The sequence below is a fragment of the Chitinophaga dinghuensis genome, assembly GCF_003259435.1.
Lineage (GTDB): Bacteria > Bacteroidota > Bacteroidia > Chitinophagales > Chitinophagaceae > Chitinophaga > Chitinophaga dinghuensis.
On the sequence record NZ_QLMA01000005.1, the window covers coordinates 292,967 to 317,912 of the forward strand.

Sequence of the window (24,946 nt, forward strand, 5' to 3'; positions counted from 1 at the left end):
ATTGTTGTTATATTTTACCATTCGACCAAAATAAGTTCCTGACTCCATGGAAAATGGAGCGTACTGAATCCCCACGGAACCGCGTCTACCAAAACATCCAATGTTTTACGTTCCACCTGCAGTTTCCACCCTTGCTCTGTTTTGGAGATTAACCCATCTCTGATTAGAAAAGAATGGCGCAAACCAGGAATGGAAGTATTCTTCACGGCCGACCAATGGCCAATCACGGCCGTCAGTAAAGAGTCGGCTTCCGCTAACTCACTATCCATCAATACTGGAGCCGGCGGCAATGGCATTTCCAGGGGATAACCACAGATTATTTTTTCCAATACCAATTGATACTCTACCGCAGCTACTTCCCCTGTAGCCAGGTAATGCAGCAGACAGATCGCTTTCACCCTGTTATCCATGCTGCCCCAATCATTAACATCCTCTTTCCAGAGCGACAATTCCATAAAAAAACGTTGCAGAAAAGGTGCAATCAATACTAAACCAGCCGTAGTAACAGCTATTTTCTCCACCTTGGTTTCTTCATTAAATGCTGGGGTCATCCTATTTTCAACCATATTATCTTTTTCAGGGGTAACGGTAGCGCCATTCTCCTGCGCCAGCAAATCATTTAGTACCGCTGCCGCAGTAATCGTAGCATCCGTTAGTATAGGAAAGATAGTGGATTGTTGCAATTCCTTCATCAGTATCGCCCAAAATTCCCGATTGTTTTTTCCGGCAATAATATCTACTGCATGCAGCAATACGGGTTTCAGCAGTGGTAAGGAAGGGCCGTTCAGCCAATCGGTTATTTCCTGCCAAACACTAATGGGATATTTATTTCCCAGCAGATTAAAATTATTGTGGAGACGCGCAGTTATCAGGCTGGTCATTGTTTGCAAAGGCGGCAGTTGTTGCACAAACTCCGCTTGCACCTCCTGGCTGAACTGCCATGCAATACGCTGCCATACAACGATGGGCGTATCGGCAGATAATAACCAGTTGGCCAGGCCAGTAGCCGCTGTTTTCCAAACTTCCATCGCCAATTGATTCAGATCCTGCACCGTTTGACCCGCATACCAGGGCAATCGGCCCTTTAACAGAAAAAAGCGCAATATGCTTAACGGAGCCCCTGCCTGACGAAGGGCATCTTCATTTGCAATACTTGCTGCTGCTGGTAACTTGCCCCGTAAAGCCTCTTCCAGCTTATATTCCAACATTTGTTGCAAACCAGTTTGGAAGCCGAGGGCACTCATAGAGCCCAAATCCAGGTCCAGCTTGTCCAGATGCAGTATGGTATCTGCGTCTGCATATTTAGAGAATACATTTTCCAGTGCCGCCTCCAGGGTTTCCTGGATCGTTGCCGTGAAGTTATGGCGCAGGTTGAGTGCCTGTATCTCATCGTTACAGCTTATCTCAAACTCCAATCTGTTGATGATATGCCTATTCATCGCCTGAATTATTAATCATGACTACAATCGTCATCGCAGGAACCACAAGGAATAATATGATTTAGCACATCCACTAGCGGATCTGTTTTTTCATAGCCTGGCATTTCTGTCTGAGCTATTTCCAGTAGCCATTCCTGATAGACTTTTTCAAACCGCTGCATCTGCCCGATCCCTACCCATTCTATGCGCGGCATTACATGCGCTGGAAATTCTGTCTGGATAGTCTTTTCCACAAAATTCCTATAGGTTTGATCACGGAATCTTTTAGGCCAGCAAGGCAGCAGTACGGTGGTTCTGAACGAATATGGATCTTCGTCATTATCACATGGATTCGCCTGACAATACCAATCCATCAAATAGCTGAAATAAGTCATTAACCCTTGTATTTCATCTTCAATATCATCGTCAATCTTTGTTCCCTGCTGTTGTTGTAGCTGTGTTTTCTTGTTATACATAAACGCGCTGCGGGCAAGGATTTGCTTCTTATTACCATAAATAGTGAAGCGGTATTTAATACCAGTGGAGGCATCTTTTCCATTATCATCAATGATATAATTCATCCTTTCGGAACCAAATTCCTGTAACGCCAGAATGCGTTGGGTCAGCAACTGGTAAGATCTGAATTTCAGCATCAACGGGAGTTTCCCATCAGGATACGTATCCTGGAAAAGTACCGATAAGGGCTCCTGCACATTGGTTACCTTATTGAGCCTGTAACGGTAATACTCCAGCACCCAGGGCATGTTATCGTAGCATTTATCAGCAGGGATACGGGTAATTTTCTTCCAGTATTGCGGCGCCTGGGTATTTTCATTATTACCGATACCCAGATCACAAGGTGTCAGGCAGATATCCAGTAATCTAGCGGCATCCTGTACTGGTGGCGTGCTGTCAGACATCTGAATGTCCAATCTTGGGCGTAACAGGATATGTTCTACGAGGTGCATACCTTCATCATCATTGATTTGCTGAATCAGTTCCTGGATGCGATTGAACACTTTATCTCTTTCATCAGTGGTGTCGTAACGATCGCTGGTGGCTAGTAGCACCGCATTATTGAAATCGGGGCCATCATATAATTCAAACCAGAAGGAGCCCAGTTGTCCGGCTGTTTTGCGACTACGCAATTTCAGATCATCATGAAAATCATAGTGTAATCGGATATCTGCATTGGAAATAATATCTCCCAATAACAAATCAGTACAGCAACCATCCACTACCTTTACGCTGGTCAGGAGTATTTTATTATTCTGTGCCGGGTCTACCAGCGTTATGATATTCAGATGCTGGTTATTGTTATTCACTTCCCAGACCATCTGTTTCGTTTTATCATCCTGTACCATCGATGGCGATACGACGAGCGTATCTGGTGTCAGCGACCGACGGGAGATATCAGTGAGACCTAGCAGTCGACCTACCCTTCTTTCTGCGCCAGATACATTTCGTGTATCCCATACCGTAGTTTTCGTATAGTTATACCCTTTACCTCTATTACTGCTGATTTTGATATATTCTTTATTCTTCAGCATGTTACTTTTATCGCGCATCATCCTTTGTGGCAGGTTATCCGGTGTTAGCCATTGGCTGAGCGATTCATACTCGCTCATATCTTCTGCAAACCTTGCCAGCAAATGGTTAAAGAAAATATTCCGACGTTTAAGAAATGTTTCGGGAGACTCGGTTATTTGTTGTAGCATTTTACCAAAATCGGCCACGATGGCGTCGGTTTGATCCGCCGGTATATTATTCGGGTTGAGTAGTAGATCGGAGAGCTGCTGCAATTCTGTGATGACACCATTAAAGTAAGTATTAGGAATACTGTCATCGAAAGAAAAGAGGTCGCGCAAATGATTTAACTGCACCAGATGTTCTTTCATCAACTGTTCAAAAAACAGCATATATCCCCGCAGCTGTAAGGCTTGAATTTGTCGTTTGGTATCTGCCGATGAAGGTAATCCAGCTTTATCGCTCACACCGTAGCATTGAGGCAGCTCATAGGTTACCGGATAATAATCTTCCAGGTTCATGTATTCTCCGCCTGGAACTTTAAAGTCCAATGAAAGGCCTTCCAGCTTATATTTTCGTTCCAGTTTTTTCAGGTCTGCAAACAGCTTATTCATCCGGTTGGGATTGCGGTCGGAAGATTTACCCGTGTTATAGGTAACCATATCTCTTTCCTTGCAGGCAATCACGGTAGAAAGGGCGGTTTGTACTCTCGCTATTTTCCTGGCAGCGCCGAGCTGGTCTACCCATTCGTTGAAGTATTGAAGGTAATCAACGTTGGTTTGATTATCGCCCGGCAGATGCAAATAAGTGATGGCCTTAATTCCTGGTATTTCGGACACTTCATTGACGATATCCGATAGCCGGATATCCCTGTACAGGGAGGTTTTATCCAGATCGGTATCATCGATAAAGCCATGTGCCAGTGCAGGACCTTCAAAGATTTCATCTATAAGAAATCCTTTTTCCTGCATCTGTTGAATGGTATAAAAGGGAATCGAAGGAGTAAAATATTTGTATACTGTGAAGAATAACTGGGCCACTACCTGATCCGGATCCGCGTTCTCTTCCAACTCTATAGCAGCCAGCAGACCTACATCTTCATATTCCACAGCATCTATGGACAGAAAATCTTCACATAAATTACGATGCTTCAACAGCCTTTCAATTACTTGTTGTCTTACTTCTTCCCGCTGATCATCTGCCAGAATATCTTCTTCATACTCAATCATTACTTTATACAACCCTTCCAGTTCCACAATCTTAGGAGGAATGACAGGGTTGTTCGGAGCAAGGAATTTCATAGCAGTATCCAGGAATCCTTCTATCACATTGATTTCAGTGATACGTTGATTATCCTGCTGGATCTCGTTTTGCAAAGTAGTTTTTGTCAGCGGATCTATATCCGGGTTATTGTTCAACCGATCCGTCATTTGTTTAACGGATTGCTGTAACTGTGCTTTTTCTTTGTCGAGGGCAGCGTACTGATTTTTGAAATCGGTACTGGCAGCCAGTCGATTATCTTTCACTTGCGCTTCTGTGACCTGTACTGTTCCCAGTTTACCGTAACAGAGGCGATATCCTGTAGTATCGCAGCCACAGTCGTGTTTTTCCAGGGATACCGTGTTATAATCAATCCAAATGGGCACCTCGTATTCTTTGGCGGGCGTGATCCATGCATTTCTCACACCTGCTACATCAATGATAAACTTACGATAGTCATTAATGGTCAGTGGGGAATTATGGAGTATTTCTCTGGCAGTGTAGAATATCTCCTTCCAGGTATCATCTGTCAGTTGTTCTGGCGCCAGCAGATCCACGATATCAAATCCTGTCCGATACGACAAATCAGTGATAGCGTAGCATACCGCTTCGAGAATAGTAATACCGGGATCAGAAAAGTTATAATCAGTCCATATATCGCTGGACAATTCTTCGATCTGTTTGATGCCCTGACTACGAAGCGCATTATAGTCTTCAGCAGGCAGCAATGGATTGGACTTTATGATTGAAACTGGAGCATCCATGGGTGAAAATTTAACCTGGTTATTTGGACTTTGGTTTTGAACGTCCTTTGGTACTTGTTTTACCAGTAGCCGGTTTAACGGTGTCAGCGCTGGCATCTGCCGTACCTGTATTATTATCTGGCGTATTCGTCTTATTGGCGGCACGACTGATCTCACCTACACTGGCCGTTTTTACAGTTTTTGGTCCTTCGGAGAGACTACCGGCAGCCGTCTCGCTCACGGGATTGACCGCATTGGCAGGAACCACAGGATGAGAAGTATCAGCAGCGCTCACAGGGGTGGTCGTATTTGTAATGCCAGCAACAGGAGTGGCTGTATTGGCAGCACTACTCAGATACGTTGTGGTATTGGCCATACTGACATTCCCTTGACTGGAGGCCATATTCGTAGGCGCTGAAGAGGTTACATTCGCTACTGTAGCCGTTCTGGGAGTATCCATATTAGCTACATTGGTCATAACAGCTTGTTGTGCCTGTACAGCATTCATTTTACGTTGCGTACATGGATCTACTTGTGGCGGCGCCTGATATGGCACAATAATATGCTTCGGTACAGATACCAATATAGATCGTGGCGTAGAGGGAATGGCCACTACCACACCTGGATAATCCGGTTGACGTAACGTAGCCGCTTCCACCTCATCGCAATTGGTAGCATTTATCAGGTCCGTCAGCAGATCAGTGGTTCCTTGCGGCACAGCCGGGGTCGTGTCTGCACAACAATCTTTTCTGCAAACAAACATGGCGAAGTCGGTGATAAAATCCACATAGGGCCTTTCCTCAATGAAATTGATAATGGCAGACGCATATACTTTCTGACCGAACACTGGCGCCGCATTATCATCAAATGCCCATGGCGTCAGGAAGCGGACTATTTCATCATTGAGTTTTTTCAAATAATATCCTTTATCCGTTCCCGTTATAAACTGTACTTTAAAAGCCACCAGGATCTGTTCATAGACAGGATTCCTGGCACGCACATTCACAAAGGGAGAAGTCCGCTGTTGGAGATAGGCTTCTATTTCTAATAAGGTACGCCTACTGGTTTTAGGTTGCAGGGGATTAATAGCGGTTCTGTTCTTCATATTCGCCAGTGGTACTACCAGCACATGTCCGGGAGCTATCTGCTGACCACAACAAAGCGGCTGTCCATTAGCGTCTGTTTGTGAAGGGGCGGTCCAGCAAATACAATCAGGGGCCGTATGCGGAATACATTTCACTTTGTAAATAGTGGGATATCTGTCTAATACCAGGTGTTCATAATCCCAGCTGGTAATGGCTCTGGCCTTATGACGCAGACGTTCGCTAACGCGGGTATAAAACTCCTTCCCTACTTCCTTGTGTTTACCATCAAATGATGCAAAGGGTTGTTGTACTTTGCTCACTTCCGCAACCTTCACTGATAATTTGGAAATAGTACCCGCAGAAAGCGCTTCATCAAAATGGCGCTGGTCATTGTTATTATCGACAAAACTAACTTCGGCAGCCTGCGCAATCACATCGATCAGGTGTGGGAACCTGTTAGCATCTGCCGTTACGCTGGCGCAAAGCCAACTCAGTCCGGTAGTGATCATGGTACTTTTCGTAGTGATATCTTCCGGAATATCTATCTGAATAATGCCGGTAGTCTGAAATCCGAAAGTACCATCACTTATCAGCGCCTCTCCTGGCAAAGGTCTCCACTCATTATTAATGAGGTAAGACCAGTGAATGGGCGGAGGATCGTCTTCATCATCTTCCGCTGTGCCGTCTGCAAATTCAAATAGCAGCGACAATGATTGTAGCGGTTGAAGATTTTCCAGACCGATGAAAAGCATTCCTTCTTCCTGGTACTGTCCGGAATATTGATTCAATCTGCTGCCAGTATCCAGTCCGCTGGCATGCAACAGCAACTCCGCCATGGTGCGGTCATTCCGCGAACCAATTGCTTTCGGATTAATCGTATAGCCGCCATCGTTATTAGTGACAGTACTGGTATTGTTGACGGTCAGCATACGGCTGTAAGGGTCCACGAAAGTAAACTGCGGCAGCAGCGTACCATTGGCATCAATGGCGGCTGAATGCTTCCTGTTATCATACAGATAGTTCAAACCCGCGACCAGATTGGAACGCAGACTCACCATTCCGGTTGTACTTTTAGCATTTTCCGTAAGGGATATTTCCGCCACGCCGAAAGGATACACATGAAAGAACTGATCGACCCCATCGACCAGGCCATTGAGTTCACTGACATAACTAACGGAAAGCTGATTGATCTCCAGTGTTTGTGCCTGTTCTTGTAGACTGGGCGGTGGCGGAGGAAATTCGCCTCCTGTGGTTGTATTATACAGATTGGATAATCTCAGGAAACCTTTTACTGTTTGTGGCGTCCAGTTGGTAACAGGTAGCACCGGATCTCTCAGGTAGGTCAGATGTGCAGGAGTAGCGGTACCATTAAATGCATAGAGGATATCCATGCAGAGATTGGAGCTGGTAAAGCTACTGTAGTTATTTCCACTGTACATATCTCCCAGCCTTGTCCACTGCCTGTCTTGCAGCAAATCTACTGCATAGGCCACGTTGTTGTTTACACCGTCAATTTCGGCGGTGCGCATAATATTCACCCCCAGGCGATTCAGGGATTTATTGAAAACTTCATCACTCCCGATGTAAAAGGCTTTACCTCTGGCAGGCAGGAATGTAAAGGGATCAAATGGTTTATTGGTAGGTTGAATACCCAGATCGTTTTGAATCACCAGGGTACGGAGGCCATCCAGGAAAGGGCCGGTAGCAACGGTAGCAGCGGAAGTCAGTCCTGTCGATGTGGGTTTACTTTTATACATAGAACCCACTGTTACCTGGATAGAAAAACTGGATGCCTGTAGGTTCCTGTAATCTTGTGCAGACAAGCCCAGTTGCGGATTCAGCATAATACGCATTACAGGCAGGGAGGTATTGAAAGCATAACCCGTATGCAGTTTAGGATCAAATCCAATGACAGAAGGGGCTGAAATGGGGAGGTATATCAGCAGGTAAGCAGTACCGGATACGGTAATCATTGAATACACCGGTGTCTGAGGCGTATTCTGTCCAAAAATACCGGTAGCATTCAGTTGCTTATAGACGGCAGAAAGATCTGCCTGTATATTTACCTGGAGCCATTCTTTTTCTCCTGTAAAATATATGGATAATGGGGCAGTCCCGTCAGTGATCTTTGATGCTTGCTGCATCAGCTGCGCCAATCCATCAAAGGCGACCATCAGCCATCTGCGTCCGCCCTGCAATAATAACTGTGGAGAAGCTACTGCAAAGCCGATGCTGGCTTTATCTGTTCTAATTGTTTCAGGAACGGGATGTTCCAGGAGTCGGCAAATGCGATCCGTAAAGGTCTGGTCTGACGCCGGTCCTTGCCCGAAAGTGGGCCAGTGCGGGTATTTATCAATAAACTTAGCGCCCATTCCATCCTGGGAATTGGCGACAGGACGGGCGTAGATGGTTTGGATAGTTTTGGCCCCTTCCATGCCATCGGCGGGCGTTTTATTGATAAAGATGGTTTTTAGTTCTTTTACTTTGGCCTGGTTGATCACCAGGGGATTTTCAGTAATATAGGTTTGTTCTTTGCCAGCGGCGTCTTTTCCGGCGCTGAGAGCAGTACCCTGATCCAGGGAATATTCCTTTACATCTTTGGCCAGTTCAAAGATAATATGTGCCTTATCAGGTACCGATGGTTTCTCTGTTAGATGCAACACATCTCTATAGTAGAAGTCCAGCATTCTGCCGGTGATATCATTCATCTGTGTCTGCACCAGTTGAAAGAGCTGCAGGAAAGACAGGAAAAGTCCCATGTGTGGCTGGTGACCAGGATATGCTTTGAGTGCAAACTGCAGATAGCCATCACCGTTATTGGATAGTTGCACCAGGGAATTATAGAAGGCAATAAAGATGTCGTCTATATATAAAGCAGCATTTTTAATCTGGTCTTCAGGCGTATCTCCCTGGAATATGGTATTATCCGGATCAACATCATCATTCACTTTCCAGATATCATCATTCACGATATCTGTGAAGTCAAGGGTAATATTTCTCTTTACATCTACAATACGATAGCCTTCGGCATAGGCTTTCATTTTCTGTACTTGTCCGGCGAGTACGGACTGAATAGACAGCAGCAGGTCTTCCTGGATGGGGTTTCCAGGAATAGCCACACTATACCAGCCATCCAGCAATACCATGATCTGGATGATTGGTTTGAACAGCGCTTCAAAGCCATTTGTATCCGGGGTCTGATCCAATGCTGTTCTCAGGCTGTCGTATTGTGAGCGATAGGCATCCGGAGTAGCGGTGGTTACCGCCGCTGCCAGCACCGCCACATCTCTGCGAAAGAATTCCACCCAGGATATTTTAGTACCAGGGGTATTTTCTTTCAATTCGTTTCCGGGGATATCATAAAAGCGGAGTTGCGCTGCATATTTCTGGGCGAAAATCAGCAGATCCTGAATACTGCGACCATCCACCTCAGCATATGCCGGATCTAGTGCAGTCAGGTATCTGGTGAGTTGGCCGGAGCCATCGCGGGCAATATCAGTATGACAATGACAATTACTCATCTGGAATAAATTTTTCTGCTTCAGCAATTAGGGCATGCCGTAGCATGCCTGGGGTTAATGGGCCACATTGGTTGCCTCCTGCATATAGAATGGAAATACATAGTTATACCGTGTATTGGTAGTGATGATGGTATAGTCTACGTTAATATCCAGTCTGCCTTCCGCTTCATTAGGAGTAGCCACAACGCTGTTGACGATAATTCTTGGTTCATTATATACCAGCGCATCGTTGACTACTTTCTGAATCATCGCCACTGTTGGAACGTTCATCGGATCGAACACATGTGGTTGCAGGTTGCAGCCATAATTGGGCAGCATGATTCTTTCGCCGGTGATGGTAGCTACAATGATTTCGAGGCTGTTGCGTACAGCGTCGTCGCCGGAGGCCATTTCCACACCATACCATTCTCTTCTGAATGTTGGCGGGAAATTCCAGCCTGTGCCGAGGAAAGATTTATCAATGTTATTCATGTGAAAATTTTCTGGGGTTAAATCCTATTTTCATCCGCCGATCTGAACGGTGGCGGCTCCTACAGCGATGCTACCACCATGAGCAGTTTGGTCGCCAACTCTGGCTGCGGGTTTTCCTCCAATCATTACAGAGGAAGATCCTTTCATGATACTATCTGGCGGACCAGCACAGGTGCAGGGATTTCCTACTGTTGCTGCAGGTTTCCCTTCAATCAGTACGTTTGGAACGCCTGGTCCTGTAATGGGGCCTCCTGTATGCGGCGTGGCCGTTGGGGGCGGATTTGTGAGAGGACAGGTATGATTATCTCCTACTCTTGCGGCTGCGGGCATAATGCTATTTTTAATTGATAAGTACTTTACCACCTTTGATCACCACATTTCCTGAGCCGGCAGAGATAGTGATACCGCTGCTATCCATAGTGATTTTATTCTGGTGATCATCTGTAATAGCAATAGCGCTGCCATCATCGTTGAGCACCATGGATTTCACGCCGGACGCGCCCTTTACAGACAGCGTTAATCTTTTGTTCGTATCATCAAAGATCACTTTGACACCTTCTTTGGTAACAAAGCCGTATTGATCTGTACCTTCCTGTTCTGGCAGCGGAGAGGTATGATTGTCTTTACTATGCAGATAGCCTAATATGACAGCCTCCCTCGGATCATCGTTCAGAAAGCCTAATATGACTTCATCCTTTGGCTGCGGGCGAAAATAAGCGCCTCTGTTGGCCCCTGCATCCAGCGTTGCTACTCTGGCCATAATGCCTTCGTTGCCGCTGGTAATAAGTGGTACATGTACCTTTACCCTGTATTGACCACCTTCATCTGTATCTTCCGTGTCCAGTACCACGCCTATTTGCAGGCCATTTACGCCAGGTAATAGTCCTGCTGCGGGGTAGTCCATTACATCTTCCTTTTTGAAGAACCATTCTTCCCTCCAGCCGAACTGTACATCGGTATGCCAGTTACCATCAAACTGATGTAATACACCGGTGACAAAAACATTTCCATTGAACCGGTCGCCGAGTCCTTTCAAGGTAACGAGCGTGCCCGGCTTGATATCCGCGTTGCCTTCCATTCTTACTCGCCCGGTGATTTTGGAAATATGATTGCGGAGGGCATATGCATCAGACCAGTTATCCAGTTGCTGTTGGGTGAGATGACCGGTATGGCGCAGGGTCAGATCTGCTGCCAGCACGGCGCCCAGTTCGTCTGATGAAATGTTGCCTGGCTCGGTGAAATTGGCCGATCCATTATTGGAGACTTCATTCTGTTGTTTTGTATAGTCCCAGGACTGGCTTGTCACGGATTGCCATTGTCTGCGCGCATCCATTTCTCCTTCAAACTCATAGATATTCTCACCGTAAGTAGCGGTAGCAACAGGAGCTGCAGTGGTATCCGGTTTTTTCACTTTCAGCACGCCATCATCTGTGAATACCATCATGCCGTTGGCTTCCGCACGGGTGAGGATAAAGTCCCAGTCGGTAGCATCAAACTGCACCAGTTGTTTATGGGAAAACTGCGTAGTATCCACGTCTGGTTGCAGATTGGGAGCGAGTTCTTCGATCGCATCTTTATCTGTTTTATTGATAAAGTAGCGACTATTCCTTGCCATGGCCAGCTGTATTGCCTTATCTTTTGCTTCCAGTATTAATACGGAGGCGCCGTGTCGCAAAGCTTTGATAGCATGTTTCACAATAATTCCTTCGAACAGAGTGGCAGTATCTCCCTGGTATCCCAGTTGAACAGTGATAGTATTACCGGGTTTAAACTGATCATCATCGCTCAGTGGGAAATCGCGGTCGGATACGGATCCATCTACCAAAGTAATTTTGGCAGAAGCGATCTTATTGAAGGATTTATTGACAATGATTTGGGATAGCAATATTTCATTGCTCATGTCCGAGCCATTGACTTGTAGCTTAACGGATACCACATTGGTATCTTGCTGCGTACCGGGAGGAAGACTATCCAACATGATTGTAAGAATTTCCGGGTTATGTTTTTTTGTTACTGACAGGTGGGAATACCAGCGTAGAGCCGGCCCGCAATTTTCTGAAGTTCTTCAGTCGATTGATCTTCGCCACTTGCAGATAGTAATTTTGATTATTGTAGATCTGATAAGTAAGTAGTGGCAGCAGATCTCCGTCCTGTATCATTTTTTGATGTGTCAGGTCTGGAGAGGAGAGCATGCTCATGATACTACCCATTGACTGCGGCGTGCGTTCCGTGAAGGAAGCACTGATTTTTGCGCGGATGGGTAGCCCTGTCAGGTCGAACATCGTGTAGGAAACCGTACTGGTGGTCATTACACAATTACAGATGAACAGGCCGTACTGCACCAACAGGGATGCAGGTTTATGAAGCATCCCCCGTATAACGGTGGTGGCTGCACGAAATAATAGTACCTGTGCTGTCACGGGTATCTTCACTCCGTTGGTATTGACTCCTGTCCCATCGATTGTCAATTCCAGCGAGAAGGTTCTTGGTTTTGTATGCTGGTATTTCTGATCTGAAGTTGCATTGCCTGGCGCGATGGAAGTGACCCATGAGAGGTCTTCCTTAATGACTAGCGTATCCGGATTGAACATCGCCAGAAATGGCGGTCCGATGGGGATCAGCGAATCATTGACAGGAATGATTTTCAGATTGAATGGCAGTTTAAGCGCGCTGATTGCATCCATTATCTTTCATTTTTTTCCCGGATGATTTCCAGGACTTTTTCTACCAGTTCTGATTCAGGTCCTGTTGGCGGCGGGGTATTCACAGTTGCATCTGAGCCTCCGCTGCCGGCAGGCGTATCGATAACCGTTCGGATGACGACTTCATTGATTTGTACTGGCATAACGATTATATTTTTCTTTCGAAATACTGGTAAGCCAATTCCAGGGTTTCAATAACGATGCTATTGTCTTGCGCTCTGAAATCGGATGTTTTCCAGGAAACCGGATATGCCTGTACTACATTCCAGACGGCGGCAGGTTTATCTGCTTCATCCAGTAATGTTACAATGATATCTGCTGGTTTGAAGTCGTATATGATAACGGTAAACCAGGTATTCATGGCCGACTTGCACCAATCCAGCAGTGCAGTACCCTGGAGTAGTCCACGTTTGAGTACGAGGTTGGGATACTTCGCTCTTTTGGGAAGTTTGTAGGAGAAGCGGTTTTCGCCACCTTCTTTTAGTTCTTCCGTTTCGATTTCGAAGTTTAGACCGCTTACCTCCTGGAATCGTTGTTCTGTATCGGAGTCTGCTCCATCAACGCCAACGAATTCTACTTTAAAGTGAAAACCTCCTGGTGGATAATAGGTAGGCATTATCAGGCGGTTTTAACGGTAATCCCTTCATGAACCAGGTCTACAGATTCGATAGCGATATCGTTACCGGAGGCTTTTAGTCCGGGTCCTTCCAGTTTAACAGGCCATGCTTGTGAGATGGTCCAGATGAATACGGGGTTACCTTCATCATTGAGGAGGGATATCACGAGGTCGCGGCGTTCCACATTGGGTTGACCGCTGTTGTTCAGCCAGGTGTACAGGTCGCTGTTAGATTGTGTGATGCCTCTTTTCAGCGTGATATTACCTGCTTTTTTCAGTCCGGGTCTTTTCAGGGGCAGTGTAGTACCGCTCATGAGTCCATCGCGGTATTCAATGGCCTGTAGCTCCTGTGAAAGTCCGCTTACTTCTGAGAAGCCGATGTTATCGCCTCCCCAGGAAACTGTAAAATGGAAAACCGGTAATGGATAATTTGCCATTGTATATAGTATTTAATGATGAGCAAAAGAATAGAGCAGCAAGCTATTATCAGGAGGTTTGTGTTTGTTGTTCGAAGCGCAGGATAATAAATTCTGCCGGGCGGGCAACGGCCATGCCTATTTCAACGATCATGCGTCCTTCGAGGATATCGTCTGCAGTCATGGTGGTGCCAAGGCCGATATTTACCACATATGCCTGTTCTGGTTTTGCTCCTGCCAGTGCGCCATCTCTCCATTTCAGGAAGAGGTAATTTTCTATCATGGATTGCACTTTGATCCAGGTTGCGGAGGTATTGGGTTCGAAGATGACCCAGCGGGTGGATTTCTGAATAGATTCTTCCACTACGCTACAGAAGCGACGGACATTCACATACTTCCAGTCGTTGTTATTACCATCGAGGGTACGAGCGCCCATCACTACAGTACCGGCGCCTGGGATCGTGAGAATACAATCAATAGATTTTCCGCTGTCGGTATTGATGTTCAGGAGGTCTTGTTCTGGTCTTGCGATGGATACCAGTGGTTTTACCACATTCATCAACCCAACATTAGCGGGGGCTTTCCATACGCCGCGGGTTTCATCTACACGGGCATATGCGCCAGCTACAGCTGCGGACGGAGGCAGGATGATATGGTAGTTACCATATTCCCTTACAATTGCATTATACATCGCGGAGGCAATGCTTTGCAGGTCCTGCATTTTTTTCCCGGTTTTATCTTCAGATCCAGCAGGGTTGCCACCAATTGTATGAGTGGTGAGTGTCAGGTTAGGAAAATCAAAACCCAATGGGTAGGTGCTTTCCAGGAATGGATAATAGGCGGCTCCGTAGCGCAGCGTTTCTCCATCAGCAGGCGTTGCATCCATTACTGTTTTAACATCTGCGGCAATGGAGGTAGTTGTTTTTGGAGAGGTGGTTTGGAGCGTATCGAGAATGGCGAATCTGTCTTTCAGAGAGGAAGCCTGCAGCATCATTGCATTCACAACGTTGGTATATGCGGCGGCATTGAGCCGGATCGCTTCGGGTACCACGAGAAGTGTAGGTTCATCTTCCAGGGCCACGAGGTCCAGTCCTGCTTTGAGGTCCGTATCAGAAATACTGGCGCCGTATTTACCTACGGATACGATATAGCATCTGCCGCCGCCGTTGGCGAAGTACTGTTGTACTGCATAGTAGAGCAGGTAGGGGCTCATAGCAGCATAGTTGGGTGTAATGGTTACTTTGTAACCAGTAGTTACCGCAGCTGGTCTGATTTCATTGACTGCAATGGTGATATTTGCAGCATGTTCTACATCAGCATTACCATACAGTTGCTGAAAATCGCTCCAACTGTTGATCGGAGTAGCTACGTGCAGGAGGTCATCATCTACCTGCTGTTTGGCTATTTGGGTGTAGCCAACAAAGGCTGGCACGGCGGACTCCACTTCTGCTATCGAAGCGGAGAGCTGTGATATTTCTTCTACATAAACACCTGGGGAACGATAAGTTGCCATTTTCAAATAGTTAAAGTGTTAGAAATATATCTGAGTAAATATTTGGGGGTTGCAATTGATTAACGGTTTCCAGTGAAGGATAAGGCAGATCTGCTTTTACAGTGGCTTCCTGTGCAATGCCGATATACTTTTTCAGCTGTAGCCCCAGTTTGTCGTGGGTACTGCTGGAACTGGAGGTATATACTTCCTGCAAGGCAATGGGGCTGTTGGACACAAATTCGATGGCCAGATCTGCTACATTTCCTTTTGTAAAAGTGATGGCGGTATCATTGCTGACAATGTTCAGCCGGTTCAGAAAATCCGACTTCGCCGGCGCGCTGAGGGCTGCCATTTCCCGGTAGAGCGGACTGTTTTGGGTAAGCGACAGTCTGTACCGCCAGGTCGTTTTACGTTTTGTAAACTGAATGGTGTACATGGGCGCAGGCGCCTGGAGTGATCTGTCTGTCTCTATTACCCGATAGTTTGCATCCAGGTTGGGCGACAAATCTATCTCGATGATACCGAATAAATTTCCTTGTGCCGGCAGCGGCAGATAATAAAAAATATCCGTCTGCGCCGCATTGACAAACAACTTGCAAATGCCGGATGGCAATGCTGACAGATCAAACAGTAGCCTTGCAGAAGTGAGATCATTGATGATCGCACGTGGCTGTATAATAGTACCTGTCAACTGGTGCACTACGTATGCATTTCCCGGGGCTACCGGAGAACTATACACGAACGTATAGACATCACCGTTATATTTCATTCTGTCATTACTTCCTTTTACGCCAGTTACATCTTTACTCAGATGCAGGTTGGAGCGCAACGCAGTGGTATCTCCCACATTGTTACTGAAATAGTACAATGAGCCATCTCCGGATAGTAGTGGGAGATCATTGAAATTATAGAGCTCCGGATTGCGGGCCAGCATCAAAAAACTCAGCTTGGCGGCTCTGGGTGGCTGATAACGTAACAGGTAGTTTCCACCGCCTGTCTTATCTCCCACCCTGGCCAGCACCCATAGACCTCCCGAAGTCGGCGAAGGTTTGAACACCAGATCCATTTTATCCAGCAACTGCAGCGTTTCAGTAGTAGGAACAAAATCAAAATCAGGTTCGGGGGTAGTTTGATATCGCTGACAGATACTATTGTCGTAAAATAGTTGCTGAACGGAAACAGCAAACAGTGGATTATATTTTGTTTTTATGATACCCATGACCTATCAGTTTTCTTTGTAATTAACTTCCGTGATGTTAGCGCTTTTTTCACCTCTTGTTTCGAAGACGCTGAGCAGGGTCATTTTATAGACAATATTGGGAAGATATTTCGCTCCCAGCATGCCCCAGAGGTTGTTCTGCTGCTCGAAAGAGAGGCTTTGCAAACGAAAACTAAGACGGTCTATCAACTGCCAGGGTTTGGTATCGGGCGCCTTTGCAAATTCATTCAGGCCCGGATAATGCTGTTCATCAAATACAGGATTAGCCTGGAAAAATGCGGCTACATCTGTCAGATCCCGGAGAGAGGTTTCATAGTGCTTGTTGTTTGCTACAAACAATAATGTAAGCTCCAGTTCCACAGGAGGTTGCAGCCGGTAAAAAGACTGACTGTCCGCCGGGATGAAATAAGGCCGCTTCCCCTCTCTTCGCAATTCCTCTACTCCTACCAACATCATGGTGATATGCATGTTATCATCCAGGTTGATATTACCATTAGGCAGCGCGAGCGGCTTCAATTCCACTACAGTACCGGCACTATATGACGGGTCCTGTTCGCGCTCCACTATGTAGTTCTCCAGTTCCTTCCGGAGAAACTCTAATGCAGTACGTATCATGAAAATAGAATTAATAAGATACCGTTATCACCACATGCAGCATGTACGCGCACGAAATGACATGTAAATCAAACACTTAATTTGAATGCCGATAATAAAAGAGGAAATGTGACATTTGGGGTTTTACATTTCCAACAAACAAAGCCTTACTTTACTCACCAGACGATAGCATTAACTTTTGAGGCGTTTTTCTTTGAGGCTACAATTCAATTTCAAATTTAGGAAAAAAGAGTGCACTTAAACAAATATTTTTTCCGCTTTTGGGGTTAATTTTTATTGATGTTATACAACGTAATATAGTAAAGAATTACAAAGGAATACTTTCGTATGTGCCTAACAGTTAGTATTCAAAAATTCTTAAATCCGGGAAATGCTGCATCAGTATATTTACCTGCCAAACCGGTATTTGATGCGTATTTATACGCAGTACTCCTAACTTAGATAAAGACAGTAATGGTAAAAAACTCAGCACCTTCATATTATACAATCTTACTTCTTTCACTGCTTCCGCCTCTGAAATACCATACAGCAGATCTACTTCTGTGCCGCTAAGATCCAATATTTCCGCCGTTTGAAAACATTTCAGTTGACTAATAACGCATAAGGAACTCAACCTTGTTTCATGGAAAGTGAAATGGGTTAACCGCGGCAAGGTTAACAGCGGAGTTACATCGGATATCTGACTTCCTTCTGCCAGCAATGACTGCAGTCGTGTCAAATTGGATAAGGCGGAGAGATCTGTTACAGCAGTATAAGCGATATCCAGTTTCTTCAAATTCGATAAGGCGGCTATGGGTTTTATATCTGTAACTGCTGTATTTCGTAATACCAGCTCCTCCAGACTGGTGAAATCTGAGAGCGCAGCCGTATCGCGGACACGCGTCTCCCGTAAATCCAATCTTTTCAACGTTTCTATTCCCTGCAAGGCGCTGATATCTGCAACAGGTTGCTCTTGTAATACCAGCACTTCCAGATACTGTAACGTTGCCAGTGGCGATAGATCCGTGTCTGCGCCTGCATATAAACTTCCATGGGGATCTGATTGTATAATATACAACTCCCGTAAATTCTTCATCTCCGCCAGCGGCGAATAATCTGACGGCACCACATTTGCCACCCGGACAACGGTGTCGAATATATCAAAATTACGGTCGCCAAAAAAGATAGTGCGTCCCATTAAATAGAAGGTATGTTTTTATAATTCTTCACCATCCAGTCGCTCAGTGTCTTATCCCTCGCAGGATTGCGCATAAGCAAGTTCAAATTAGTCGTCGCCTGGGCCACCATCTGATCACGAATTTGATCATCTGTCAGCACACCAGGAGCAGCAGGAAATGAGATCTTCCTGATCTCCTTTGACATGGCATGAAAACCATGCGCTATACTTTCCGCTACGGTCAAATCCAGTGTCGTTACAATTTCATTGCCTGCCGTCTGTTCGTGAATAGTCAGATCTTCCTGCTTCGAGATATCTTTCAGCATAGCTTCATTATCTTTAAATGGCTTGCGGTCTCCTGCCAGGTAGTGCTGCCGTACATCTCGGAGCAGCAGGAATACATCTACGGCTGTATCCCAGGCCATACGCATATATTCGCCAGCGCTGGTTTTCACCGTATCGGCGCGAGTCACTTTTGCGCCGCTGCTTAATACGCCTGGCTGAAACGTTTTAGGAAAACTACTGATGCCTAGTTTGCGACGAGGGATTTCTTCATAATGTGCCGCATTGGCCACTTTGATCGCCTCATCTTTTGCTTCGAAACCATCGGAGCCATAATACCCCTGATCTATAATGCTGGGATCTGCCAGATGCGCGCCTTCATGAATCAGGGTTATTTTCGTTTTTGCTACGTCTTTTACCTGCGCTACCCGCAGTAATAAATGGACCTGCTGCGTATTATGCAATGCAAATCCTCCCAGTCCTATTTCATCATTATCCAGGTTATAATCTGCTGTTACTTTCGAATTCATATTTTTGGAAAGATTACCTAATGCAGTGGCAATACCTCCATAATTCTTTTTAGCAACCGCGTCCATGGAGCCAAATACATCTTTCAAATTGGCATTATCTGCTTCGCATTGTTTCACCAATGTAATAGTATCTGCAATTGCTGCCTGGAGCTTCGGCTTGTCCGGATCTTTCACGCGGGTATGGGATTCTGCAATAGATTGATACACTTCACTTCTGTCTTTCGGATCTACTGCATTGTTGAATTCCGTTTCATCCATCACACCGGGAGATGGAAATATTTTTCCAACAATAACAGGAACGGGATCTTTGCTTTTCAAACGCTTCTCTATCGCCATTCTTTCCAGCAGTGCGGTCACTCTGCTTTTGATAACGTTCTCAGGAATATTTAATGTCTTGTCTGTGAAGGCAGATTTCAAATTCGTGGCGGCGGGAAGTCTGTATTTCACATTGCGGGAAGTGAGTACTTCCGGTAAGTGTTGTTGCAATCTGGATGCAGGGACAGCCACGGTGGCATTGGAGGTACGTTCTTCCTGCTGTTGTCGTTCTGCAGCAGGTAATGGTGCAGGGCCAGCCGCTTTCGGCGCACAATGCCTGCTGCATGAATAATTACTCATAATTTGGGTAGTTTGGGGGCGTAAACAATACTACTAAGTTACGATTATTTTGTTCACTCAATGGATACAAAGCAAAGGCGTCATCGCTATATAAAAGAAAAGGGTTGACATCAGATGTCAACCCTTTTCCGGTATTTTTTTATGTTGTCTTCTTCCGCCAGACAGGAACAACAGCTAGCGCATGTTACTTTGTATTGTTACAAATAAGCTTATTCTACATCTGTACGGAAAGGAGATGCAGGTAAGCCTTCCCGGTTATAGAAATTATCGTGAGGGATATCATTCCAGCCAAACCTTACGGCTGCCGGCGCTTTCACAGCATCGGCTGTTACCTCCAGCTGATTTCCTTTTATGGTCGCTTTAGCAGGTACAAAAACGCCATCTTTTCCTGCGATAGTGAAACCTGTTAACGGCCCATTCTTTGCCATGAGACCGCTACCGGTATGTGTAAACGAAAGTATGGCCTGGTTTCCTTTGAAACGAACGCTTTGATACAGCGGGCCTGAATATTCTATCTTCTCTTGATAGACCATCGCTCTGGCGGCGAGGGCGAGTCGTGCCCCTACCAATTGTTTATTTCCGGGATGCAGGTTAAAGGTGGAATCCACGCCATCGGTGATCACTGCCATAAAAGTATTCGGTACTTTTTTCCAGGTTAGCAGTTGCGCTTCGCGCAGATCCGGCCCTTTGGTTTTATATGGCGCGATCTGTACGAAAAGGAATGGCAGGTTGATTTTCCACGTGTCTCTCCAATTTTTAATCAGCGCAGGAAATAATGTCTGATATTGTTTTGCTCTGTCGCTGTTGGATTCTCCCTGATACCAGATCACACCGGTGATCGGAAAATTTCGAAGCGGATAAATCATAGCGTTGTAGAGTCCACCGCAATTACGTTTTATCAGGTTCAGCTGACTCAATGCTTTTATACTAATGGTATCGCGCTGTCCTGCTGCGGCGGCAGATTGTATCGCCTGCTGCAATACTGCAGCTTTCTCCGGATATTCCTTCATAGCGGCTTCATATTCTGTAACCAGAGATTGTAATTCGGGATAGGTGGCCATCACTTTTTTGTCCAGCCAGAATTCTGCCGGCGTTCCGCCCCAGCAGCTGTGAATGAGTCCTACCGGCACTTTGATTTCCGGTTGCAGGTCTCTGCCAAAGAAATATCCTGCTGCGGTAAAGCTGCGTACATTGGTACTGTCACAGATGGTCCAGTGGGTATTCACTTCTTCTTGGGGAGTGATGGCGCCTTCCTTTGCCGGCACTTTGAACAGCCTGATCTGCGGATGGTTAGCATTGGCAAGTTCCTCCAGGTAGTTGTCTACATTCGGTTGATTACGATGCGGACCTACTTCTTTATCCATATTGGATTGTCCGCCACAAAGCCATACATCTCCGATTAGTATATCCGTTAACGTTATAGTACTGTCGCCGGAGATAGTCATGGTAAATGGACCTCCTGGCTGGAGGGGTTTCAGTTTAACCATCCATTGGCCATTTGTTACTTTGGCACTGGCTTGCTGGCCGGCAATGCTAACTGTGATCATCTTTCCTTCTGCCGCTGTTCCCCATACTGGCAATATGGTATTTCGCTGGAGTACAGCATGACTGGTAAACAGGTTGGCGGGCTTTACTACTGCCATTGCAGTATAGGCCGGCAGCAGGGCGGGCAGGACCAGCATCAGGGAGATACCGGCAAATCTTTTCAATAACATATCGTGGACTATTCTGATTGGAAAAGATAACCGATAAACCTGTGAATTCCTACCCTGCCCTACGTTTTGGCGATAATTATAACAGTAATGGGTAAAATGATGTTATTGTTGTCCATCCGGCATCGGTGCAGGTGTACCGGTAGCTTTGAGGATGGGCATCGGCGCATTCCATTGACGCAACTGATTGCTCAGTAATTTCGCCAGCTCCTTCACTTTTGTAGGATTCTTAGCAGCCAGATTATGTTGCTCTCCGATATCTGTGGAGAGGTCATATAGCTCTTTACTTCCATCTCTCATACTGTACACCAGTTTCCATTTTCCCTGACGCAGGGCGCTTCTGTAGTTAATACCAGGGCCATCGCCGGGAATCCATTTATCGGGATAATGCCAGACTAATATGCGTTGATCATCTACAGTGGCTGGCTGGCGTAGTAATGGTACGAAAGACCTGCCATCTGTTTGCTGAACGGTATGATATGATTTCACACCAGCCATTTCCAGGATGGTTGGGAAGAAATCTTCAATAATCACCGGTTGCTTACACACGCTACCGGGCGTATTTACCAGTGGTCCGCTTACAATCATTGGTTCGCGTATGCCGCCTTCGTACACAGCGCCTTTTCCGGCTCTCAGCGGGAGATTCTGGGTATGCGCTTCGCCGCCACGAGGCGGATGCAAACTGAGACCGCCATTGTCGCTCATAAAAATAATGATGGTGTTTTGAGCGATGTGCTGTTCTTCCAGGTAGTCCATGATATCGCCCAGACTTTTATCCATTCCTTCAATCATGGAAGCATATTTCGCTTCCTGTGGGTCCAGACCTGCATCCTGGTATTTTTTGAGGAAGCGGGGATCGCCCATTAGCGGCACATGGACTGCATAGTGCGCCAGGTTGAGATAGAAAGGTTGTTTGCGGGAAATGGGATAGGCAATGGCTTTAATAGCTTCACGTGTAAGCGCTTCCGTTAGGAAGGTACCTGTATGGTAATATTCTTCCAGGTCGGGAACTGCCTGTACTGTATTCTTTCCAGGGAGATTGCCATACGCTTCCTCACTCAGGTAACTTTGCGGATGGCCGGCGGAATGGCCTGAAATATTTACCAGGAACCCGAAATTCACCGGATTGGAACCGGGCGTGCCCATTGGTCCCCAGTGGGCTTTTCCCACGTGTACCGTATAGTATCCTGCTGCTTTCAGCAGTTCCGGATACGTAGTCGCATATACGGCCGCACTGTCGCCTTTACGGGTAGTAAGGCCATTGATATTCCACGGCGCCGGTGCGAAAGTGGAATCTGGATTATCGGTGTTGTTATTACGATTGGGAGAGGTCCAGTTGGTGACGCCGTGGTGTGCAGCATTCATTCCTGTCATCAGGCTTACGCGGGAAGGAGTACACACAGGTGTGGCGTAGGCGTTGGAAAACAGCACCCCTTTTGCTGCCAGGCGTTCCATATTGGGGGTATGAAAGCGATGATTCAGCGGTTGCATGGTACCGCTGAAGGGAACAGAATTATCCATCCAGCCCATGTCGTCCACCAGGAAAACGATGATGTTGGGCGGTTGCTGAGCGTAGCCAGTAGCAAGACAACCGCTCAGTAACAATGTAGTAAACAGTTTTTTCATGATCTTTTTTCTCATTGTTTTGTTCAGTAAGTTTAGCTATTCTTGAACGGCTATCGCGGCAGCTTCTTCATCTTCATAATGCTTTATTTCCTGCATCAGTTGTTGTTTCAATTGCTGTACCGTTCCCTGATAACGTTTATCTGCGTATAGATTATGTATTTCCTGCGGATCATTTTTCAGGTCATACAATTCCCATGCATCCACTCTTTTATAAAAGCGAATCAGTTTATATCTGGTTGTTCTGATACCGAAATGCGGAGACACTGCGTGTTCACCGTTTTCATAATAGTGGTAATATAATACATCCCTGCCTTTTTGAGCCGACTTCCCAAACAGTGGCAGCATGGATTTGCCTTGTATGTCTTTCGGAATTTGTACCCCGGTCGCCTCGAGCAAAGTAGGCGCGATATCCATATTCAGGACCATCGCATTGGAGACTGTACCTGGTTTGATAACGCCCGGATAGCGCATTACCATGGGTGTTCGGAAAGATTCTTCATACATGAATCGTTTATCAAACCAACCATGTTCGCCCATGTAGAAGCCTTGATCGGAAAGGTAGATGACGATTGTATTTTTCGTGAGACGATGTTCGTCCAGGTATGCGAGGGTTCTGTTGATGTTACGATCCAGGGAGGCTGCTGTAGCGATGTAATCGCGCATATAGCGTTGATATTTCCATTCCGCTAATGCTTTACCACTGAGATTTTTCGCCTTAAAATCGGCCGTAATGGGGTTGTATACCGCATCATATTTTGCCCTTTGAGCAGGGTTCATGCGTGCTACTGCGCCTTCCGGTTTATCATTGATCGCCAGTTTCAGGTCATAGCTGAGCCGCATATCCTTTGCGATGCTCATTTCCTGTACCTGTGCGGCTTTCCTTCCATCGTAGGTATCGTAAAAAGTAGCCGGGATAGGAAAATGGCGGTTTTCCAGTGTGCCCATATCCGTGGTATCTGGCATCCAGGTACGGTGGGTTGCTTTATGGCCGATTACCAGGCAGAAAGGTTGGGAGGTGTCTCGTTTGTCGAGCCACTTTTCCGCTTCATCCTCGATGATATTGGTGACGTAGCCTTCTCGTTTTTCTGTTTTGCCCTCCATATTGATGAATTCCGGATTGAAGTACTGGCCTTGTCCGGGGAGGATACTATAGTAGGTGAATCCTTGCGGTTTGCTTTCCAGGTGCCATTTCCCGATCCAGGCAGTTTGATATCCGGCATGTTGCAATTCTTTAACAAAGGTATTTTGATTACCATCGAATACGGAATGTTCATTATCCTTAAAGCCGTTTTTGTGGCTGTATTTCCCGGTGATGATCACCGCCCGGCTGGGGCCGCAAATAGAATTGGTCACATAGGCTTTATCGAACCTCACTCCTTCTGCCGCGATACGGTCGATACCTGGTGTGCGGGTAATTTTGCTGCCATATGCACTGATGGTCTGAAAAGCGTGGTCATCTGATATAATGATCAGGATGTTTGGTTGCTGCTGGGCCAGCAGTTGGCTGTAGCAGCCTGCCAGTAGCAGGAATAAGCCGGTGATTTTTTTCATTTCATTGTTCACTTTAGGTAATCCTTAAAAATAGGTTGCCGGACCGATATTTAATAACCTATTCCATCAGCGGTAGAACGTGTCTCCCTAAAAATTATCAAAGTATTTCATTGCTGAATAAGAACCATAACCATATCAACTACGTATGTAAGTAAAATAAATACCCCAAAGAAATGTCCGTTCAGAACGCATTGGACTCCATCCAACTATTCCGGAACTCCGAAAACAAACCTGCTATTGTCTTATTACGGCTACAGGATTTGGTTGATTATGCTACAAATCAGGATAAGCCTTTTACGTTGGACGAATTAAAGAAGGCCCTGCAGATCGACTGGGAACTGCGATGGATCAAGTATTCTCCATTCGACAGGGTGGTTTAAATCCTACGA

Annotated in this window: 19 protein-coding genes; 1 reads left to right on the forward strand and 18 read right to left on the reverse strand. The window is 46.0% G+C overall.

Annotation, left to right across the window (positions count from 1 at the left end; translation table 11 throughout):
* Positions 1-14 precede the first annotated feature (14 nt).
* The 18 genes from CLV59_RS16455 to CLV59_RS16535 form a co-directional block, all read right to left on the reverse strand.
* A complete protein-coding gene (locus CLV59_RS16455) occupies positions 15-1,439 on the reverse strand; it encodes a contractile injection system tape measure protein (protein WP_111593150.1) in 1,425 nt (474 codons plus the stop codon).
* An 11-nt stretch (positions 1,440-1,450) separates the two neighbouring features.
* Positions 1,451-4,969 (reverse strand): hypothetical protein, encoded by a 3,519-nt coding sequence (locus CLV59_RS16460; protein ID WP_111593151.1) that lies wholly within the window; start codon positions 4,967-4,969, stop codon positions 1,451-1,453.
* A 19-nt stretch (positions 4,970-4,988) separates the two neighbouring features.
* Positions 4,989-9,554, reverse strand: a complete 4,566-nt coding sequence (locus tag CLV59_RS16465; RefSeq protein WP_111593152.1) for a hypothetical protein — start codon at positions 9,552-9,554, stop codon at positions 4,989-4,991.
* Between the two features lie 54 nt (positions 9,555-9,608).
* A complete protein-coding gene (locus tag CLV59_RS16470) occupies positions 9,609-10,025 on the reverse strand; it encodes a GPW/gp25 family protein (RefSeq protein ID WP_111593153.1) in 417 nt (138 codons plus the stop codon).
* Between the two features lie 30 nt (positions 10,026-10,055).
* Positions 10,056-10,355, reverse strand: coding sequence for a PAAR domain-containing protein (locus CLV59_RS16475; protein WP_111593154.1), 300 nt, complete (start codon positions 10,353-10,355; stop codon positions 10,056-10,058).
* A 10-nt stretch (positions 10,356-10,365) separates the two neighbouring features.
* Entirely contained in the window at positions 10,366-12,003 is a 1,638-nt protein-coding gene (gene vgrG, locus CLV59_RS16480; RefSeq protein WP_111593155.1) for a type VI secretion system tip protein VgrG, read from the reverse strand.
* Between the two features lie 19 nt (positions 12,004-12,022).
* A complete protein-coding gene (locus tag CLV59_RS16485) occupies positions 12,023-12,709 on the reverse strand; it encodes a CIS tube protein (RefSeq protein WP_111593156.1) in 687 nt (228 codons plus the stop codon).
* Complete coding sequence (locus CLV59_RS28920) at positions 12,709-12,870, reverse strand: DUF5908 family protein (protein WP_170137781.1); 162 nt, start codon at positions 12,868-12,870, stop codon at positions 12,709-12,711. Before CLV59_RS28920 ends, CLV59_RS16485 begins: the two co-directional genes overlap by 1 nt.
* Before the next feature lie 5 nt (positions 12,871-12,875).
* Positions 12,876-13,343, reverse strand: coding sequence for a phage tail protein (locus tag CLV59_RS16490; protein WP_111593157.1), 468 nt, complete (start codon positions 13,341-13,343; stop codon positions 12,876-12,878).
* Between the two features lie 2 nt (positions 13,344-13,345).
* Positions 13,346-13,780 carry a phage tail protein gene (locus CLV59_RS16495; protein ID WP_111593158.1) on the reverse strand — a complete coding sequence of 145 codons (435 nt, stop codon included), beginning with the start codon at positions 13,778-13,780 and terminating at the stop codon, positions 13,346-13,348.
* A 49-nt stretch (positions 13,781-13,829) separates the two neighbouring features.
* Entirely contained in the window at positions 13,830-15,272 is a 1,443-nt protein-coding gene (locus CLV59_RS16500; protein WP_111593159.1) for a phage tail sheath family protein, read from the reverse strand.
* Between the two features lie 10 nt (positions 15,273-15,282).
* Positions 15,283-16,470: a hypothetical protein gene (locus CLV59_RS16505; RefSeq protein ID WP_111593160.1), complete on the reverse strand. Its 1,188-nt coding sequence runs from the start codon at positions 16,468-16,470 to the stop codon at positions 15,283-15,285.
* A 6-nt stretch (positions 16,471-16,476) separates the two neighbouring features.
* Positions 16,477-17,085, reverse strand: coding sequence for a DUF4255 domain-containing protein (locus tag CLV59_RS16510; RefSeq protein ID WP_111593161.1), 609 nt, complete (start codon positions 17,083-17,085; stop codon positions 16,477-16,479).
* Between the two features lie 340 nt (positions 17,086-17,425).
* Positions 17,426-18,262 (reverse strand): leucine-rich repeat domain-containing protein, encoded by an 837-nt coding sequence (locus CLV59_RS16515; protein ID WP_111593162.1) that lies wholly within the window; start codon positions 18,260-18,262, stop codon positions 17,426-17,428.
* Entirely contained in the window at positions 18,262-19,668 is a 1,407-nt protein-coding gene (locus CLV59_RS16520) for a hypothetical protein (RefSeq protein ID WP_111593163.1), read from the reverse strand. Before CLV59_RS16520 ends, CLV59_RS16515 begins: the two co-directional genes overlap by 1 nt.
* 209 nt (positions 19,669-19,877) lie before the next feature.
* Entirely contained in the window at positions 19,878-21,383 is a 1,506-nt protein-coding gene (locus CLV59_RS16525; RefSeq protein WP_111593164.1) for a sialate O-acetylesterase, read from the reverse strand.
* A 102-nt stretch (positions 21,384-21,485) separates the two neighbouring features.
* Positions 21,486-23,021, reverse strand: coding sequence for a sulfatase (locus CLV59_RS16530; protein ID WP_111593165.1), 1,536 nt, complete (start codon positions 23,019-23,021; stop codon positions 21,486-21,488).
* Positions 23,022-23,042: 21 nt separating this feature from the next.
* Entirely contained in the window at positions 23,043-24,557 is a 1,515-nt protein-coding gene (locus CLV59_RS16535) for a sulfatase family protein (protein WP_111593166.1), read from the reverse strand.
* Positions 24,558-24,730: 173 nt separating this feature from the next.
* Here CLV59_RS16535 and CLV59_RS16540 point away from each other — a divergent pair, with 173 nt between their 5' ends.
* The gene (locus CLV59_RS16540; protein ID WP_111593167.1) at positions 24,731-24,937 is read left to right on the forward strand and encodes a hypothetical protein; all 207 of its coding nucleotides are present in this window, start codon (positions 24,731-24,733) and stop codon (positions 24,935-24,937) included.
* Positions 24,938-24,946 lie beyond the last annotated feature (9 nt).